Origin of the sequence: Micromonospora sp. A3M-1-15 (assembly GCF_024213425.1) — a bacterium.
GTDB classification, from domain to species: Bacteria; Actinomycetota; Actinomycetes; order Mycobacteriales; family Micromonosporaceae; genus Micromonospora; species Micromonospora chersina.
In genome coordinates, this window is sequence record NZ_JANAVK010000001.1 from 634339 (window position 1) to 650462 (window position 16124).

The following is a 16124-nucleotide window of genomic DNA, read 5'->3' on the forward strand; positions in this document are numbered from 1 at the left end:
GACGGCGGCCGGCCGGATCGGTCAGGCCGCCGTGCGCAGCGCCGCCTCGACCCGGCGGCGCAGGTCGTCGAGGTCGGCCCCGGCCTCGGTGAGCACCAGCGCGGCCAGCCCGTTGCCCTCCCGCAGCAGGCCGAGCAGGATGTGCTCGGTGCCGATGTGGTGGTGGCGCAGCCGCAGCGCCTCCCGCAGGGACAGCTCCAGCACCTTCTTGGCCCGTGGCGAGAACCGGCCGTTGTCGGGGCGGCGACCCCACCACCGACGCGGGGCGGGGGCCGCCTCGCGCAGCGCGTCCGGGCCGAAGGACTCCTCGATCCGGGCGACGATCGCGGCGAGGTCGATGCCGATCTCGCGCAGCGCCGCCGCGTCCGCCGCGCCCAGACCGTCGACCCCGTGCGCGGTGTGCCGGGCCACCGCCGCGCGCAGGTCGTCGGCCCGGATGCCGCCGGCCGACAGCACCCGCACGGCCAGGTTGTCGCCGTCGGCGAGCACGCCGAGCAGCAGGTGCTCGGTGCCGACCGGGCGCCGGCCCTCGGTGCGCGCCTCGTCGACCGCGTGCCGCACCACCGCGCGGGCCCGGTCGGTGAACCGTTCGAACATCACGCCTCCCAGCTTCCGGGGACCGCCGGTCGCCCGGCGTGCTTCTTGTGGACCGCCTGCCGGCTGACCTCGAGGGCGTCGGCGATCTCCTGCCAGGACCAGCCCTGCCGTCGGGCGTTGTCCACCTGGACCACCTCCAGCCGTTCGAGCAGCCGGCGCAGGGCGAGCACCGCCCGCAGCCCGACCTTCGGGTCGGTGCTGCCGGCCGCTGCCGCGAGTTCCGTCGCCTGACTCATGCTGTCAACGTAGGTTGACGCGACCCGTTCTGTCAACCCCGGTTGACAGTCCGACACGTGACCCTGACCTGCCGATCCGCGGCCCGGACCGGTGTTACGGTCCGCAGGTGTTCCGCCGCCGCCCGCTGGACCAGCCGGTCCAGGCCCCCCGCCGGCTGGCCGTCGGCCGGCTCACCCTGGAGGTCGCCGGGGGCAGCGTGGTCGGGCACCGCTACCCGGAGAACTTCGACGTGCTGCACGTGGACCCGGAGCTGCCGCTGGTCGCGGTCGCCGACGGCATGGGCGACGGCGAGGGCAGCCGGGTCGCCGGCGCCACCGCGATGAGCACCTTCGTGGCGCAGGTCCACGCCGGCTGGCCGGCGGTCGACGCCGCCGGGCTGCGCGCCGCCACGGCCGAGACCCAGCTCCGGGTACGCCGGGCCGGGGCGGGACTGGCCGGGCTGACCGGGTGCACGCTCACCGCCCTGGTCGCCGAGCCGGACGGCGGGCAGGGCTGGCTCGTCCAGCTCGGCGACTCGCGGGCGTACCGGCTGCGCGACGGGCTGCTGGAGCTGATCACCGTCGACCACACCATGGCCTGGCTCGGCCTGCTGCACGGCTGGTGGCCGCCGGACTCGCCGGAGGCCGCGCGGGCCCGCTACCAGCTGCTGCGCTACGTCGGCCACCCGGACCGGCCCGAGCCGGACCTGCTCGCCGTGCCACTGCGCAGCGGGGACACCTGGCTGCTCTGCACCGACGGGGTGAGCGACCAGCTCGGCTACCACCGGCTGCGGGACCTGCTGGCCGCCCGGCGCGACCCGGCCGGGACCGTGCGGGCGCTGCTCGCCGCCACCCTGGCCGAGGGCGGCGAGGACAACGCGACCGCCGTGGTCGTCCGCGTCCACCCCACCCTGCCCACCCCCCGCTGACCCACCCCCGCGGCCCGGAAACGCGAGTGGGCGGAGACACGTATGACGGCCTGACATTCTGTGCAAGAATCGTCAGCATGTCGAACGACCGCGTGGAGACGATCCTGACCGCCGCGTACGAGTGCTTCACCCGGCACGGGATGCGGCGCACGACGATGGACGACATCGCGGCCGCCGCCGGCATGTCCCGCCCCGCCGTCTACCAGTACGTCCGCAACAAGGACGACGCCTACCGCCGGCTCGCCGAGCGGCTCTTCGACGGCTCGCTCGCCCAGGCCCGCCAGGCCGCCGCCACGCCCGGCGCCGACCTGGCGCGGCGGCTGCACGACGTGCTCGCCGCCAAGCTGGAACTCACCCTCAGGCTGCACCGGGAGAGCCGGCACGCCACCGAACTTCTCGACACCAGCACCAAGCTCACCGGCGACCTCGTCGAGGCGTACACCCGGGAGCTGACCGACGTGGTGGCCGGCGCGCTCGCCGACGCCGCCGGGCCACGGGCCCGCGCGGTGGCCGACGTGCTGGTCGCGCTCACCCGCGGCCTGGAGGCCGACCTCACCGACCCCGACCTGCCCCGGCGGCGGCTGCGCGACGGCGTCGCGCTTGTCGTCGCGGGCCTGCCCACCCACCCGGGAGACCCCGCATGACCACCGTCCTCATCACCGGCACCTCCTCCGGCATCGGCCGGGCCACCGTCCGCCGGCTCGCCCGCCGCCCCGACCTCACCGTGTACGCGACCGCGCGCAACCTCGACGCCATCGCCGACCTCGCCGACTCCGGCGCCCGGCTGCTCGCCCTCGACGTGACCGACGAGGACTCCATGCGCGCCGCGGTGGCCGCCGTCGAGGCCGTGCACGGCCACGTCGACGTGCTTGTCAACAACGCCGGCTACGGCGAGTACGGCCCCATCGAGGAGACCCCGCTCGACCGGGTGCGCGCCCAGTTCGAGACAAATGTCTTCGGGCTCGCCCGGCTCACCCAGCTCGTGCTGCCCGGCATGCGCCGGGCCGGCCGGGGCCGGATCGTCAACGTCAGCTCGATGGGCGGGCGGCTGGTCTTCCCCGGCGGCGGCTACTACCACGCCAGCAAGTACGCCGTGGAGGCGATCTCCGACGCCCTGCGCCAGGAGGTGCGCCCGTTCGGCGTGGACGTGGCGGTCGTCGAGCCGGGGCTGATCCGCACCGGTTTCGGCGCGGTGGCCTCCTCCTCCCTGGGCGCCGGCGCCGACCCGACCGGGCCGTACCGCCGGATGGTCGAGACCGTGGACGCGGTGATGGCCCGGTCGTACCGGAACCGGCTGCTCTCCGCCACCCCGGACACGGTGGCCCGGGTCATCGAGCGCGCGGTGACCGGCCGGCGGCCGCGCACCCGCTACCTCGTCACCGCCGCCGCCTGGGCGATGGTGCACACCCGCCGGCTGTTCGGCGCCCGCGTCTTCGACACGGTGAACCGGCTCCAGTTCCGCTGACCCGGTCCGGGCGCGCAACCACCCGACTACGGTGGGTGAGGAGAGCGCGGTCGGGAGGTGAGCCGGGATGCCCGCAACCACCCACGGCGCGGTGGTGGTCGGCGTGGGCAGCTCGACCGAGGACCTCCAGGTGGTCCGCACGGCCGCCGCGGAGGCCGCCGCGCACGACCGGCCGCTGCACCTGCTGCACGCCTTCAACTGGGCGGCGGCCCTGGAGTCGTTCTCGGTGAGCGGCCCGCGCGCCGCCGCCGAGGAGCTGCTGGAACAGGCCGCTCGGACGGCCGCCGAGGCCGCGCCCACGGTGCCGGTGACCGACGAGATCGTCGAGGGCTCCCCGGTCGAGGCTCTGATCCGGGCCTCCGACTCGGCGTTCCTGCTGGCCATCGGCGACGGCGGGATGGCGGGCTGCGCGGCCTGCGTACCGGCCGACGCGCCGGCCGTGCAGCTCGCCGCCCGGGCCGGCTGCCCGGTGCTGGTCGGCCGGCTCGAGCCGCCCCCGCCGGGGCCGCTGCTGGTCGGCTTCGACGCGTCGGAGAGCTCCCGCGCCACCCTCGGATACGCCTTCGACTGCGCCGGGAGCCGGGGCGCCCGACTGCTCGCCATCCAGGTGGTGGAGCCCAACCATGAGCCCGACGGCGTCGAGCACCTGCTGGAGGAGGCCGTCGCCCGGCACGCGGCCCGGCACCCCCGGGTGGCCGCCGAATGCCACACCGTCCGCGGCGACCCCGGCGCCGTCCTGTTGGAACAGTCGCGCTCGGCGCAGGTCGCGCTGGTCGGGGCGCGCGGCGACGAGCCGCTGCGGGGCATGCTGGGCGCGGTCAGCCAGACCCTGCTCTACCACTCGCCGGCCCCGGTGATCGTCGTACGTGGACTCGACCCCGATGACGAGGACGGGTCGTGACGCCCGCCCGGCCCGGGACCTACGGCCCTGACGCGTCCGCCGGCCGGAAGGCGAGGCTGGACGTGCCGGGGGCGGCGGATCCGCTCCCGGGTGGCAGAAGACCCCGAGCCGCGAGAGGCTAACGCAGCATGGACACCGCTCTGGACCTGCACAGCCCACTGACCGAAGACGAGCTGCGTCGGCTTGACGCCTACTGGCGGGCGGCGAACTACCTGACCGTCGGGCAGATCTACCTGCTCGACAACCCGCTGCTCCGCGAGCCGCTCAAGCCCGAGCACATCAAGCCGCGGCTGCTGGGCCACTGGGGCACCAGCCCCGGCCTCAACCTCCTCTACGCGCACCTCAACCGGGTCATCGTGGCCCGGGACCTGTCCGCCATCTTCGTCACCGGCCCCGGCCACGGCGGCCCCGCCCTGGTGGCCAACACCTGGCTGGAGGGCACGTACAGCGAGCTCTACCACCACATCCCCCGCGACGAGACCGGCATGCAGCGGCTGTTCCGCCAGTTCTCCTTCCCCGGCGGCATCCCCAGCCACGTGGCACCGGAGGTGCCGGGTTCGATCCACGAGGGCGGCGAGCTGGGGTACGCGCTGAGCCACGCGTACGGGGCCGCGTTCGACAACCCGGACCTGCTGGTGGCCTGCGTGATCGGCGACGGCGAGGCGGAGACCGGACCGCTGGCCGGGAGCTGGCTGTCCAACGTCTTCCTCAACCCGGCGCGCGACGGGGCGGTGCTGCCCATCCTGCACCTCAACGGCTACAAGATCGCCAGCCCTACGGTGCTCGACCGGATCCCCGCCGAGGACCTGCTCGAGATGATGCGCGGCTACGGCTACCAGCCGTACGTGGTCGAGGGCGACGACCCGGCCCGGGTGCACCAGACCCTCGCCGCGACGCTGGACCGGGCGGTCGACGAGATCGCCGAGATCCAGCGCCGGGCCCGCTCCGGCGGCGAGGTCGAGCGACCCCGCTGGCCGATGATCATTCTCCGTACGCCGAAGGGCTGGACCGGCCCGAAGGAGGTCGACGGCAAGCACGTCGAGGGCACCTTCCGCGCCCACCAGGTGCCCGTCTCCGAGGTCCGGGACAACCCGGCGCACCTGGCCGAGCTGGAGAGCTGGCTGCGCAGCTACCGGCCGGAGGAACTGTTCGACGCCACCGGCGGGCCGGTCGCCGAACTGGTCGAGCTGCCCCCGACGGGCGACCGGCGGATGAGCGCCAACCCGGTGGCCAACGGCGGGCGGCTGCTGCGCGACCTGGAGCTGCCGGACTTCCGTGACTACGCCGTCGACGTCAAGGAACCGGGCGCGCCCATGGCCGGCGCCGCCGGCGCGCTGGGCCCCTGGATCCGGGACGTGATCACCCGCAACCCGGAGACCTTCCGCCTGTTCGGGCCCGACGAGGTCGCCTCGAACCGGCTCGGCGCCGCCTTCGAGGTCACCGACCGGGCGTTCGTGGGCAGCCGGGTCCCGGGCGACGACCACCTCTCCCCCGACGGCCGGGTCATGGAGGTGCTCTCCGAGCACCTGTGCCAGGGCTGGCTGGAGGGCTACCTGCTGACCGGCCGGCACGGCCTCTTCACCAGCTACGAGGCGTTCATCCACATCGTCGACTCGATGGTCAACCAGCACGCCAAGTGGCTCAAGGTCACCCGGCACATCCCCTGGCGGCAGCCGGTGGCGTCGCTGAACTACCTGCTCTCCAGCCACGTCTGGCGGCAGGACCACAACGGCTTCTCGCACCAGGACCCCGGCTTCATCGACCACGTGGTCAACAAGAAGGCCGAAGTGGTGCGGGTCTACCTGCCGCCGGACGGCAACACCCTGCTCTCCACCATGGACCACTGCCTGCGCAGCCGGCACTACATCAACGTGGTGGTGGCCGGGAAGCAGCCCGCGCCCAACTGGCTGACCATGGACGAGGCTATCCAGCACTGCCGCCGCGGCCTGGGCATCTGGGACTTCGCCAGCACCGACGACGGCAGCGAGCCGGACGTGGTGCTCGCCTGCGCCGGCGACGTGCCGACCCTGGAGACGCTGGCCGCGGCCGACCTGCTCCGCCGGCACCTGCCCGACCTGAAGGTCCGGGTGGTCAACGTGGTCGACCTCATGCGCCTCCAGCCGCCGTCGGAGCACCCGCACGGCCTGCCGGACAACGAGTTCGACACCATCTTCACCCGCGACAAGCCGGTCATCTTCGCGTACCACGGCTACCCGTGGCTGATCCACCGGCTCACCTACCGGCGGACCAACCACGACAACCTGCACGTCCGTGGCTACAAGGAGGAGGGCACCACCACCACGCCGTTCGACATGGTGATGCTCAACGACCTGGACCGCTTCCACCTCGTCATCGACGTCATCGACCGGCTGCCCGGGCTGCGCTCGCGCGCCGCCCACCTGCGCCAGGAGATGCTCGACGCCCGCCAGGCCTGCCGCGACTACACCCGCCGGTACGGCGAGGACGACCCCCGGGTCGCCGAGTGGCGCTGGATCCGGGAGACCGACCCGGGTGTGCGGAGCGGACAGTGAACGCCAGGATGGACGGCGAGGAGATCCTGGTCGGCTACGACGGCTCCGCCGACGCGTCGGTGGCCCTGGACTGGGCGCTGGACGAGGCGGGGCGCTCGGGCCGGCCGGTCCGGCTGGCGTACGTCTTCGAATGGTTGACCGTGGCCGGCTGGATCGGTCCCGGGGTGGCCCCCGGCGTCTGGCCCGACGAGACGGCCCGGCGACAGGTCGAGGACCTGGTCCGCAAGGCGGCGGCGGACGCCGCCGCCGAGCGGCCCGGGCTCACCGTGCGGGGCGAGGTCTTCGACGGGCCGCCCGCATTGGTCCTGCAGGAGCGGTCCGCCGACGCGCAGATGCTGGTGCTGGGCAGCCGGGGCCACGGCGGCTTCGCCGGCCTGCTCGCCGGCTCCACCGCCGTCTCCGTCGCCGCCCACGCCCACTGCCCCGTCATCGTGGTCCGGGACGGCCAGTCGGCCACCTCCGGGCCGGTGGTGGTCGGCGTCGACGGCTCCCCGTCCTCCGTGCAGGCCGTCGGCTTCGCCTTCGAGCGGGCCGCGCAGCGGGACGTGCCCCTGCGTGCGCTGCGGGTGTGGGAGCCGCCCGGGGAGCGGTGGGTGCCGCCGGGCTTCGACCCGGAGGAGGCCAGCGCCACCGAGCGCGCCGCCGCCGAGGCGGACCTGGCCACCTGGCGGAAGTCCTTCCCGGACGTGCCGGTCGAGGTGGCCGCGAACCCGGGCAACCCGGCCGCGCTGCTGGTCGAGGAGAGCCGCGCGGCGCAGCTCGTGGTGGTGGGTTCCCGGGGCCGGGGCGGACTGCGGGGGATGCTGCTCGGTTCGGTCAGCCAGCAGCTCATCCACCACGCCGAGTGCCCGGTGGCGGTGGTCCGCGAACGCTGAACCCCGGCGTGGCGCGTCATACGGCACGCCCGCGGCGGCGCGTGCGGTACGGCGCGCCGCCGCCGGCACCCGCCGTGCGCCGGAGCGCCGCTGGGAGTGGAAGGACGACGACGGCACCGGTGGGTCAGCGGGTGTCGGGGCGGTCCTCGGCGGGGCTGACGGGGCGGTCCTCGGCGGGGCTGAGCGAGAAGTAGTCCTCCTCCTCCTGCGCCAGGTGCAGGCGGAGCACGGCGTCGAGGCCGTAGAGCGCGGCGAGCAGGTCGGGCACCTCGTCGGGGCGCAGCCGGCCGTCCGGGTGGGCCGCCAGGTGACCGCCGATCCGGTCCACCAGCCGGCTGATCTCCACGTGCGCCCGGCTCATCGTGGAGGTGGCCTCCTCGCTGCCGAGCGGGCCGGCCAGGGCCGGGTAGAGCTGCCGTTCCTCGGCCGCCTCGTGCGGCAGCACCTCGTCGACCAGCCGGCGGTGCACCTCCCGCAGCGCCGGCACGCACTCGGGCGCGGTCGGGTGGGTGGCCACCAGGTCGGCGGTGTCCCGGAGCCGGGCCAGCACGTCGCGGACGCCGCCGTGCTGGCCGGCGTACCGGTCGAGGAGTTCGCGGGTGTGCGGGGGCACGTCCCGGCGCCGCAGGCCGCCACCGAGGGCGCGCAGCGCGTTGAGGATCACCAGCACGTCGATGCCCTCCTGGAGGAACGCGCCGGCGACCGGGGGCAGCCCGCCGGCGGCGGCCACCACCATGGCCACCACGGCCAGGGCCATCCCGACGGTGGCGCTCTGCACCGCGATGCGGCGGGCGTACCGGGCGATCTCGACGGCGTCGGCGAGCCGGTCCAGCCGGTCCACGGTGAGGACGGCGTCGGCCACGTCGGCGGAGGCGGTCGCCCCGGTGGCGCCCATGGCCACCCCGACGTGCGCCTCGGCCAGCGCGGGGGCGTCGTTCACCCCGTCGCCGACCATGACCGTCACCGCGCGGGCGGACTCCGCCTTCACCCGGGCGACCTTCTCCCCCGGCGAGCACTGCGCGATCACGTCGTCCACGCCGACGGTCTGCGCGACCTGGTGCGCGGTACGCGGCCGGTCGCCGGTCACCATGACGAGCCGGTCCAGCCCGGCCTCGCGCAACCGCCGGACGGTACGCCGGGCGTCCGGCCGCACCGGGTCCTCCAGCAGGATCGCGCCGAGCGGGCCGTGCTCGTCGCTCACCCAGACGGTGGAGCGCCCGGCCAGTTCGGCGCGCTCGCGGATCCGGTGCGCCCACTCGGGCGGCTCGCCGGCGAGCTGGCCGACCCGGACCAGCCGGCCGTCGACCCGGCCGGTCACCCCGCGGCCCGGCTCCTCGGTGACCTCGGTCGGCTCGGCCAGCGGCAGCCCCTGGTCGCGGGCCTGCCGGACCAGGGCGGCGGCCAGCACGTGCGGGGAAAGCTGCTCGACGGAGGCGGCCAGCCGCAGCAGCTCGTCCCGGTCGCCGCCGGGGGCGACCACCGTCTCGGCGGCGCGCGGGCGGCCCGCGGTGAGCGTGCCGGTCTTGTCCAGCAGCAGCGTACGCGCGCGCCCGAGCAGCTCCAGCGACCCGCCGTCGCGGACCAGCACGCCGCGGCGGGCCACCCGGGACAGCCCGGACACGATGGCGATCGGGGTGGCCAGCAGCAGCGGGCACGGGGTGGCCACCACGAGCACCGCCACGGCCCGCAGGAACTCGCCGGAGAGCAGCCAGGCCAGCCCGGCCAGCACGAGGGTGAACGGCACGAACGCGGCGGCGTACCGGTCGGCGAGCCGGACCATCGGGGCCTTGCGCGCGGTGGCCTCCTCGGCCAGCCGGACGATCCCCGCGTACGTGCTCTCCGCCGCGCTCTTCCCGGCCCGCAGCCCGAAGCCGGCGCCGGCGTTGACCACGCCGCTGGCGACCTGCTCGCCGGCGGCGCGGGTGACCAGCTGCGACTCGCCGGTCACCACCGACTCGTCCAGCGTGGCGGGCTCCTCGGCGGTCCCGTCCACCGGCACCACGTCGCCGGGGCCGACCACCAGCCGGTCACCCACGGCGACCCGGTCCAGCGGCACCACCTCGATCCGGCCGTCCGGGGTGCGCCGCCGGGCCTGCCGGGGCGCCCGTTCCAGCAGCGCCCGCAGGTCGCGGGTGGCCCGGCGCTGGGCGTACTCCTCCAGGGCCCGGCCGGTGGCGACCATCACGGCGATCACCGCGCCGGCCAGGTACTCGCCGACCAGCAGCGCGCCGGCCAGGGCCAGCACCGCGATGACGTCCACCCCGAACTGCCGCCGCCAGACCTGCCGCAGCGTGGTCCAGACGGCCGGCACCAGCGCCACGAGGGTCACCGCCGCCCAGACCAGGTCGGCCGCCCCGCGCCGCCCGGCGAACCACAGCCCGGCGCCGGCCAGCACGGCCAGGGTGAGCAGGATCAGCGGGCCCCACTCCCGCACGTCCACCCGGCGGCGCCGCACCGGCTGCTCCGGTACGCACTCGCGCGGTTCGGCCCCCACGTGTGGATCGTCTCAGCGACCGTGCGGCCCGGGTAGGGCAAACGTGGGTAATGCGACGGGTCGAAGGGCCCGGACGGGCGGCGCATGCGGTCGGCCCGGACATGACCGAGGATGGAGCGGCATCCCCACCCGGGCGACCCGGGGCGTGGGGCACGATGGGGAGAAACAGGAAAGGTCGTGACGATGAGCCACGAGACGCCGGCTACCGATCGCCCGCTGACCACCGCGCTCGCGGAGGCCGCCGGAATGGCCGGCCACGCCCCTTCGGTGCACAACACCCAGCCGTGGAACTGGACCGTCCTCCCCGACTCGCTGGAGTTGCGGGTGGTCCGGGAGCGGCACCTCAGCGCCCTGGACCCGGAGGGCCGGCTGTTGGTGGTGAGCTGCGGCGCCGCGCTGCAGCACGCCCGGGTGGCGCTGGCCGCCGAGGGCTGGACGCCGGTGGTCGAACGCATGCCCGACCCCGGCCAGCCCGACCTGCTCGCCCGGCTCACCGGGCTGAAGCCCACCGGCGCCGACCCGGACGCCATGCGGACGGTGCAGTGCATGCAGGTCCGCCACACCGACCGCCGGCCGGTCAGCGACGAGCCGGTCCCGACCGCGGTGCTGGGCGAGATCGACCGGGCGGCCACCCGGGAGGGTGTCAACCTGCAGGTACTCGACGACGACCAGAAGATCGAACTGGCCGCCGCCGCCCAGCAGGCCGCCGCGGTCGAGAAGGGCAGCCCGGAGCTGCAGGAGGAGCTGGCGTACTGGACCAGCCGGGCCGCCGCCGGCACCGGGCTGCCGCCGGAGGTGCTGCCGGAGCAGGCACCCCAGACCACCGTTCCGGCCCGCGACTTCGGCCCGGGCACCCTGCCCGTCGGTGAGGGGCACGACCGGGCGGCCGTCTACGGGATCCTCTGGGGCGCCGAGGACGAGCCGGACAGCTGGCTGCGCGCCGGCGAGGCGCTCTCCGCCGCCTGGCTCACCGCCACCCGGCACGGCGTGTCCCTGGTGCCGCTCTCCGGCGTGGTGGAGGTCGAGAGCACCCGCCAGACGCTCCGGCAGATGCTCTCCGGCCTGGGCTTCCCGTACATCTCGATGCGCCTCGGCCTGGCCGACCCGACGCACGCCGGCCCCCCGCACACCCCGCGGCTGGAGACCGCCCAGACCGTCGACACCTCGGCGGTACGCGGCCAGCTCCCCTGAACGGATCTCGTTCCGCCGGCCACCGGGCGATAGCATCGTCCGGTGGCCAGCGCACCGAACCCCCGCAACGAACACACCCCGTCGCTGGGCCTGACCCCGCTGTCCCGGGTGCGCCTCGACGAGCTGCTCCAGGAGATGCTGGACCGGGTCGGCGAGGTGGTCACCAACCGGGAGCGGCTGCGGGCCCTGCTCGACGCGGTCGTCGGCATCGGCACCGACCTCGACCTGCGCAGCACCCTGCAGCGGATCGTGCAGTCGGCCTGCGAGCTGGTCGGCGCCCGCTACGGCGCGCTGGGCGTGATCGGCCCCGACCGGCTGCTGCACGACTTCATCGTCCACGGCATCAGCGACGAGCTGCACGCGCAGATCGGTGACCTGCCGCACGGGCGGGGTGTGCTCGGCCTGCTCATCGACGACCCGCGTCCGCTGCGGATGCCGGACATCACCCAGCATCCCCAGTCCTACGGCTTCCCGCCGAACCACCCGCCGATGCACAGCTTCCTCGGCGTCCCGGTGCGGATCCGCGACCACGTCTTCGGCAACCTCTACCTCGCCGAGAAGCAGGGCGCCGCCGAGTTCACCGAGGACGACGAGGAGATCGTGGTCGCGCTCGCCGCGGCGGCCGGCGTGGCGATCGAGAACGCCCGCCTCTACGCCCTGGCGCACCGGCGGGAACGCTGGCTGGCCGCGACCGCCGAGATCACCTCGGTGCTGCTCGGCGAGGTGCGCCGCACCGACGCGCTGACCCTGGTGGCCCGGCGGGCCCGGGAGGTCGCCGAGGCGGAACTGGCCCTCGTGCTCCTCTACGACGAGGACGAGCGCCAGTTCACCGTCGAGGTGGTCGACGGCGCCGACGGCAGCGCGCGGAAGCTGGTCGGCGAGGTGCTGCCGGCCGAGGAGACCACCTTCGTGGGCTCGGTCACCGAGCGCCGCCACGAACTGCTGGAGAACCTCGCCGAGGCGGCCCCCTGGTCGCACCCGGTGGTCGCCGGGCCGGCCGTGGTCTCCCCCCTCGCCGCAGCCGACACCCTGCACGGTGTGCTGGTCATCGCGCACCTGCCCGACCACGGTCCCGCCGCCGAGGACGACGTCGCCCTGTTGGGCAGCTTCGCCGGCCAGGCCGCGCTGGCCATGGAACGGGCCCGGGGTCAGGAGGAGCGGGAGCTGCTGGTGGTCCTGGAGGACCGCGAGCGGATCGCCCGCGACCTGCACGACGTGGTCATCCAGCGGCTCTTCGCCACCGGCCTGCAACTGCAGAGCGGGGCGATGAACGCCCGTCCCGAGGTGGCCAAGCGGATCAACCAGGCGGTCGATGACCTGGACGCCACCATCCGCGACATCCGCCGCACCATCTTCGAGCTGCGCACCCCGATGAGCGCGGCGCTGCGCACCGAGATCCGCGAGGCCATCGAGGTGGCCGCCGAGTCGCTGGGCTACCGGCCCGACCTGGACCTCGCCGGCCCGATCGACAGCGCCGTCCCGGACCAGCTGCGCCCCGAGCTCACGGCGGTGCTCCGGGAGGCGCTCTCCAACGCGGTACGCCACGCGCACGCCGACCGGGTGTCGGTGCGAGTGCAGGTCGACGCCGGGTGGGTGAGCGTCACGGTCACCGACGACGGCGTGGGTTGCGACCCTGAGGCGGCCCGCAGCGGCCTGGTGAACCTGCGCGAGCGGGCCGAGCGGCTGGGCGGCGACTTCCAGCTCAGCCGGGTCACCCCGCACGGCACCGAGCTGCGCTGGCGCGTCCCCCTGCTCGACTGACCGGGCGGGGGCGCGCCCCGCGCCTCAGTTCGTCTTGCCGAGCAGCCGGGTGGCCAGCACCGCCGCCTGCGTACGCCGTTCCAGGCCCAGCTTGGCCAGCACGCTGGAGACGTAGTTCTTCACGGTCTTCTCGGCGAGGAACATCTTGCCGGCGATCTCCCGGTTGGTGAGCCCCTCGGCCACGTACTCCAGGATCCGCCGCTCCTGCTCGGTGAGGGACTTCAGCTCGCGCGGCTGCTCGACGCCGCTGCGGATCCGCTCCAGCACCCGGGTGGTGATCGCCGGGTCGAGCAGCGACTGACCGGCCGCCACCCGCCGGACCGCGTCCACCAGGTCGGTGCCGCGGATCTGCTTGAGCACGTAGCCGGCGGCGCCGGCCATGATCGCCGCGAAGAGCGCCTCGTCGTCCTCGTACGAGGTCAGGATCAGCCCCTTGATCGACGAGTCGACGGCGCGGATGTCCCGGCACACGTCGATGCCGTTGCCGTCGGGCAGCCGGGCGTCGAGGATCGCCACGTCGGGACGTAGCGCCGGGATGCGGCGGGCCGCCTCCTGGGCGGAGCCGGACTCGCCGACCACCTCGATGTCGCCGCTGCTCTGCAGCAGGTCGGCAAGGCCACGGCGGACGACCTCGTGGTCGTCGAGCAGGAACACCCGGATCATCCGTCCTTTCTACCCGCCGCCCCGGCGTTCCGCACGGGCCGAAGGTCCCTACCGTCGCGCGCCGCGGCCGGGCAGACGGACCCGCCGAGGTGGGGACCTCCGGCCCTGCTCACGCACCCGCCCGGTGACGCACCGTGGGGATGGACCGACCGGCAGGGCGGCACCGCCCGCACGGAGGGAGCAACACCATGACCACGGGCTACACCGTCGAACAGCTGCGGGCCGCGGCCGCGGACGCGGTGCGCGCGCCGTCGCTGCACAACACCCAGCCATGGCGGTTCCGGCTGCGCGACGGCGGGATCGAACTCGCCGTCGACCCGCTGCGCCGGCTGCCCGCCACCGATCCGAGCGGCTGGGGCGCGCGGATCGCCTGCGGGGCTGCCCTGTTCAACCTGCGGCTGTCGCTGGCCGTGGCGGGTACGCCGGCCACGGTCCGGCTCCGCCCGTACCCCGGCGACCCGGACGTGGTGGCCCGGCTCGTCCCCGACGTGCCGCGCCGCCCCAGCCCGGCCGAGCAGAGCCTCTACGGGGCGATCGCCCGCCGGTTCAGCAACCGGGCGCCCTTCTGGCCCGACCCGGTCCCCGCCGACGCGCGCTGGCGTCTCGGCGAGGCCGCCCGCGCCGAGCAGTGCTGGCTGGAGCTGGTCATCGGCACCAGCGCGGTCAACGCCTTCGCCGAGATCGCCCGCAGCGCCCACCGGGTGCTGGAGCGCGACCCCGCGTACGTCACCGAGCGGACCGAGTGGATCCGCTCCGAGCCGTCCCCCGACGGGGTGCCGACGGCCGCGGGCGGGCCGCAGAGCGAACCGCAGGACCTGCTGCCGCAGCGCGGCTTCGGCGGCCGCAACCGGGCGCCCGGCCGGGACTTCGAACCGGAGCCGCTGGTCGCCGTGCTCGGGTCGGCCGGGAACACCGCCACCGACCAGATCGTCGCCGGGCAGGCCCTGCAACGGGTGCTGCTGACCGCCACCGACGCCGGGCTGGGCGTGTCGATGCTCTCCCAGCCGATCGAGGTGCCCGGGGCGCGGGAGGCGCTGCGGCTGTCCCTGGGCCGGTTCGGCACCCCGCAGATGGTGATGCGGATCGGGTTCGGCCAGCCCGGCCGCGCCACCCCGCGCCGCCCGGTCGACGAGGTGCTCGACCTGCCGGTGGTGCAGGCCTGACCCTCGCCGCGGCCGTCCCCGCGGGGCGGCGGGGCCGAGGGTCAGGCCGGTAGGGCGGCCAGGAGGGCGGCCTCGCGGTCCGGGGCCAGGCCGACCGCGGCCCGCGCCGGGCGTCCCGCCCGGGCCGGCACCCGGCCGACCTCGCGCAGCCAGCGCCAGGTGTCCGCGACCGTCTCGGCCACCGGCCGGCAGGTGAGGCCCGCCGCGTGGGCGCGCTCGACGTCCCGCTCCTGCAACCAGCGGTACTCGTGCCCGCGCGGGATCCAGATCGGCAGGTCGTTCCACGGCTCGACGCCCGCCGCCAGGAGCGCGTCCGGGTCCGTCCACCGCAGCGTCGCCGCCGCGCCGGTCGCCGCCACGGCCGCGTCGAGCAGCTCACCCATCGTCGTGTGCCCGGTCCGGCTGACCACGTTGTACGCCCCGCCGACGCCCTCGATCCCCCGGTCGAGCAGCCAGATCGCCAGGTCCCGCACGTCGACGTACTGCACCGGCAGGTCGCGCGGGCCCGGCGCCAGGACCTCCCCGCCCCGGGCGATCCGGTGCAGCCACCAGGGCAGCCGCCCGATGTCCTCGCCCGGCCCGAGGATCAGCCCGGCCCGCACCAGCAGCGCCCGGTCACCGAACACCTCCACGGCGGCCCGCTCCCCGCCCGCCTTGTTGTGCGGGTAGTCCCCGTCGGCCGCGTCCGCCTCGGCCGCGAAGACCGGCGCGTCCTCGTCGGTGCCCAGGGCGACCGGGGGCGCGTAGACCGAGCCACTGGAGACGTAGACGTAGTGCGGCACCGCCCCGGTCAGGGCACGTGCCGCGTCCCGGACCGCCCGGGGCGCGCCGTCCCAGGTGTCGACCACGAGGTCCCACTCACCACCCGCGAGGGCCGCCAACCCGTCCGGCGCGGTGCGGTCACCCCGCAACCGGTGTACGCCCTCGGGTGCGGCGCCGTGCAGCCCCCGGTTGAACACCGTCACGGACCAGCCCCGCCGTACCGCCTCGTTCACGACGGCCCCACCGACGAAGCCCGTACCACCCAGCATCAGCAGTCTCATGCGTCCCACCCTGCCCCGGGGCACCCGCCTCCGTGAGTGATGTTCACGGTGAGCGGATCTGCCCAGGGCAGAACCCACAGGGGGACACAGCGCCTCCATGGTGTTCCACCCCAGAGCTGCGGGACGTTGGGCGGAACGTCATGCAGGTCGCCGGCGCGGGGAGACCTACCTGACGTTCCACCCACACGGGCCGCGAGGCGTGGGTGGAACGTCATGGGTGTCTCGGACGTCCGGATACACCCATGCCGTTCCACCGACCGAGGTGAGCTGCGCCGGATGTCCGTTTCCGGGGTGGC

Annotated in this window: 14 protein-coding genes; 9 read left to right on the forward strand and 5 right to left on the reverse strand. The window is 75.1% G+C overall.

Annotated features, from left to right (window positions below):
- Positions 1-21: 21 nt before the first annotated feature.
- On the reverse strand, positions 22-597 hold the full coding sequence (locus tag NLX85_RS33250; RefSeq protein WP_148431650.1) for a Clp protease N-terminal domain-containing protein: 576 nt from the start codon (positions 595-597) through the stop codon (positions 22-24).
- Positions 597-833 carry an HTH domain-containing protein gene (locus NLX85_RS02830; protein ID WP_073836364.1) on the reverse strand — a complete coding sequence of 79 codons (237 nt, stop codon included), beginning with the start codon at positions 831-833 and terminating at the stop codon, positions 597-599. Before NLX85_RS02830 ends, NLX85_RS33250 begins: the two co-directional genes overlap by 1 nt.
- Positions 834-940: 107 nt before the next feature.
- Between NLX85_RS02830 and NLX85_RS02835 the strand changes: the two genes are divergently transcribed.
- The 6 genes from NLX85_RS02835 to NLX85_RS02860 all read left to right on the forward strand — a co-directional run bounded on the left by NLX85_RS02835 (position 941) and on the right by NLX85_RS02860 (position 7513).
- Complete coding sequence (locus NLX85_RS02835; RefSeq protein ID WP_254331458.1) at positions 941-1741, forward strand: PP2C family serine/threonine-protein phosphatase; 801 nt, start codon at positions 941-943, stop codon at positions 1739-1741.
- Between the two features lie 77 nt (positions 1742-1818).
- Positions 1819-2385, forward strand: coding sequence for a TetR/AcrR family transcriptional regulator (locus NLX85_RS02840; RefSeq protein WP_254331459.1), 567 nt, complete (start codon positions 1819-1821; stop codon positions 2383-2385).
- Positions 2382-3206, forward strand: a complete 825-nt coding sequence (locus NLX85_RS02845) for an oxidoreductase (protein WP_254331460.1) — start codon at positions 2382-2384, stop codon at positions 3204-3206. The genes NLX85_RS02840 and NLX85_RS02845 overlap by 4 nt, the downstream gene beginning before the upstream one ends.
- 67 nt (positions 3207-3273) lie before the next feature.
- Positions 3274-4107, forward strand: a complete 834-nt coding sequence (locus NLX85_RS02850; protein ID WP_254331461.1) for a universal stress protein — start codon at positions 3274-3276, stop codon at positions 4105-4107.
- Positions 4108-4235: 128 nt separating this feature from the next.
- On the forward strand, positions 4236-6638 hold the full coding sequence (locus NLX85_RS02855; RefSeq protein ID WP_254331462.1) for a phosphoketolase: 2403 nt from the start codon (positions 4236-4238) through the stop codon (positions 6636-6638).
- Positions 6639-6646: 8 nt separating this feature from the next.
- Complete coding sequence (locus tag NLX85_RS02860) at positions 6647-7513, forward strand: universal stress protein (protein ID WP_254333575.1); 867 nt, start codon at positions 6647-6649, stop codon at positions 7511-7513.
- Between the two features lie 124 nt (positions 7514-7637).
- Here NLX85_RS02860 and NLX85_RS02865 read toward each other — a convergent pair whose 3' ends face one another.
- Positions 7638-10007 (reverse strand): heavy metal translocating P-type ATPase, encoded by a 2370-nt coding sequence (locus tag NLX85_RS02865; RefSeq protein ID WP_254331463.1) that lies wholly within the window; start codon positions 10005-10007, stop codon positions 7638-7640.
- A 183-nt stretch (positions 10008-10190) separates the two neighbouring features.
- On the opposite strand from NLX85_RS02865, the gene NLX85_RS02870 reads away from it, so the two are divergent.
- On the forward strand, positions 10191-11198 hold the full coding sequence (locus NLX85_RS02870) for a nitroreductase family protein (protein WP_254331464.1): 1008 nt from the start codon (positions 10191-10193) through the stop codon (positions 11196-11198).
- Positions 11199-11288: 90 nt separating this feature from the next.
- A complete protein-coding gene (locus NLX85_RS02875) occupies positions 11289-12959 on the forward strand; it encodes a GAF domain-containing sensor histidine kinase (RefSeq protein ID WP_254333577.1) in 1671 nt (556 codons plus the stop codon).
- A 24-nt stretch (positions 12960-12983) separates the two neighbouring features.
- On the opposite strand, the gene NLX85_RS02880 is transcribed toward NLX85_RS02875, so the two are convergent.
- Positions 12984-13622: a response regulator transcription factor gene (locus NLX85_RS02880; RefSeq protein ID WP_091311481.1), complete on the reverse strand. Its 639-nt coding sequence runs from the start codon at positions 13620-13622 to the stop codon at positions 12984-12986.
- A gap of 188 nt (positions 13623-13810) precedes the next feature.
- Between NLX85_RS02880 and NLX85_RS02885 the strand changes: the two genes are divergently transcribed.
- On the forward strand, positions 13811-14785 hold the full coding sequence (locus tag NLX85_RS02885; RefSeq protein WP_254331465.1) for a nitroreductase: 975 nt from the start codon (positions 13811-13813) through the stop codon (positions 14783-14785).
- Between the two features lie 41 nt (positions 14786-14826).
- On the opposite strand, the gene NLX85_RS02890 is transcribed toward NLX85_RS02885, so the two are convergent.
- Positions 14827-15828, reverse strand: a complete 1002-nt coding sequence (locus NLX85_RS02890; RefSeq protein ID WP_254331466.1) for an NAD-dependent epimerase/dehydratase family protein — start codon at positions 15826-15828, stop codon at positions 14827-14829.
- Positions 15829-16124: the final 296 nt, after the last annotated feature.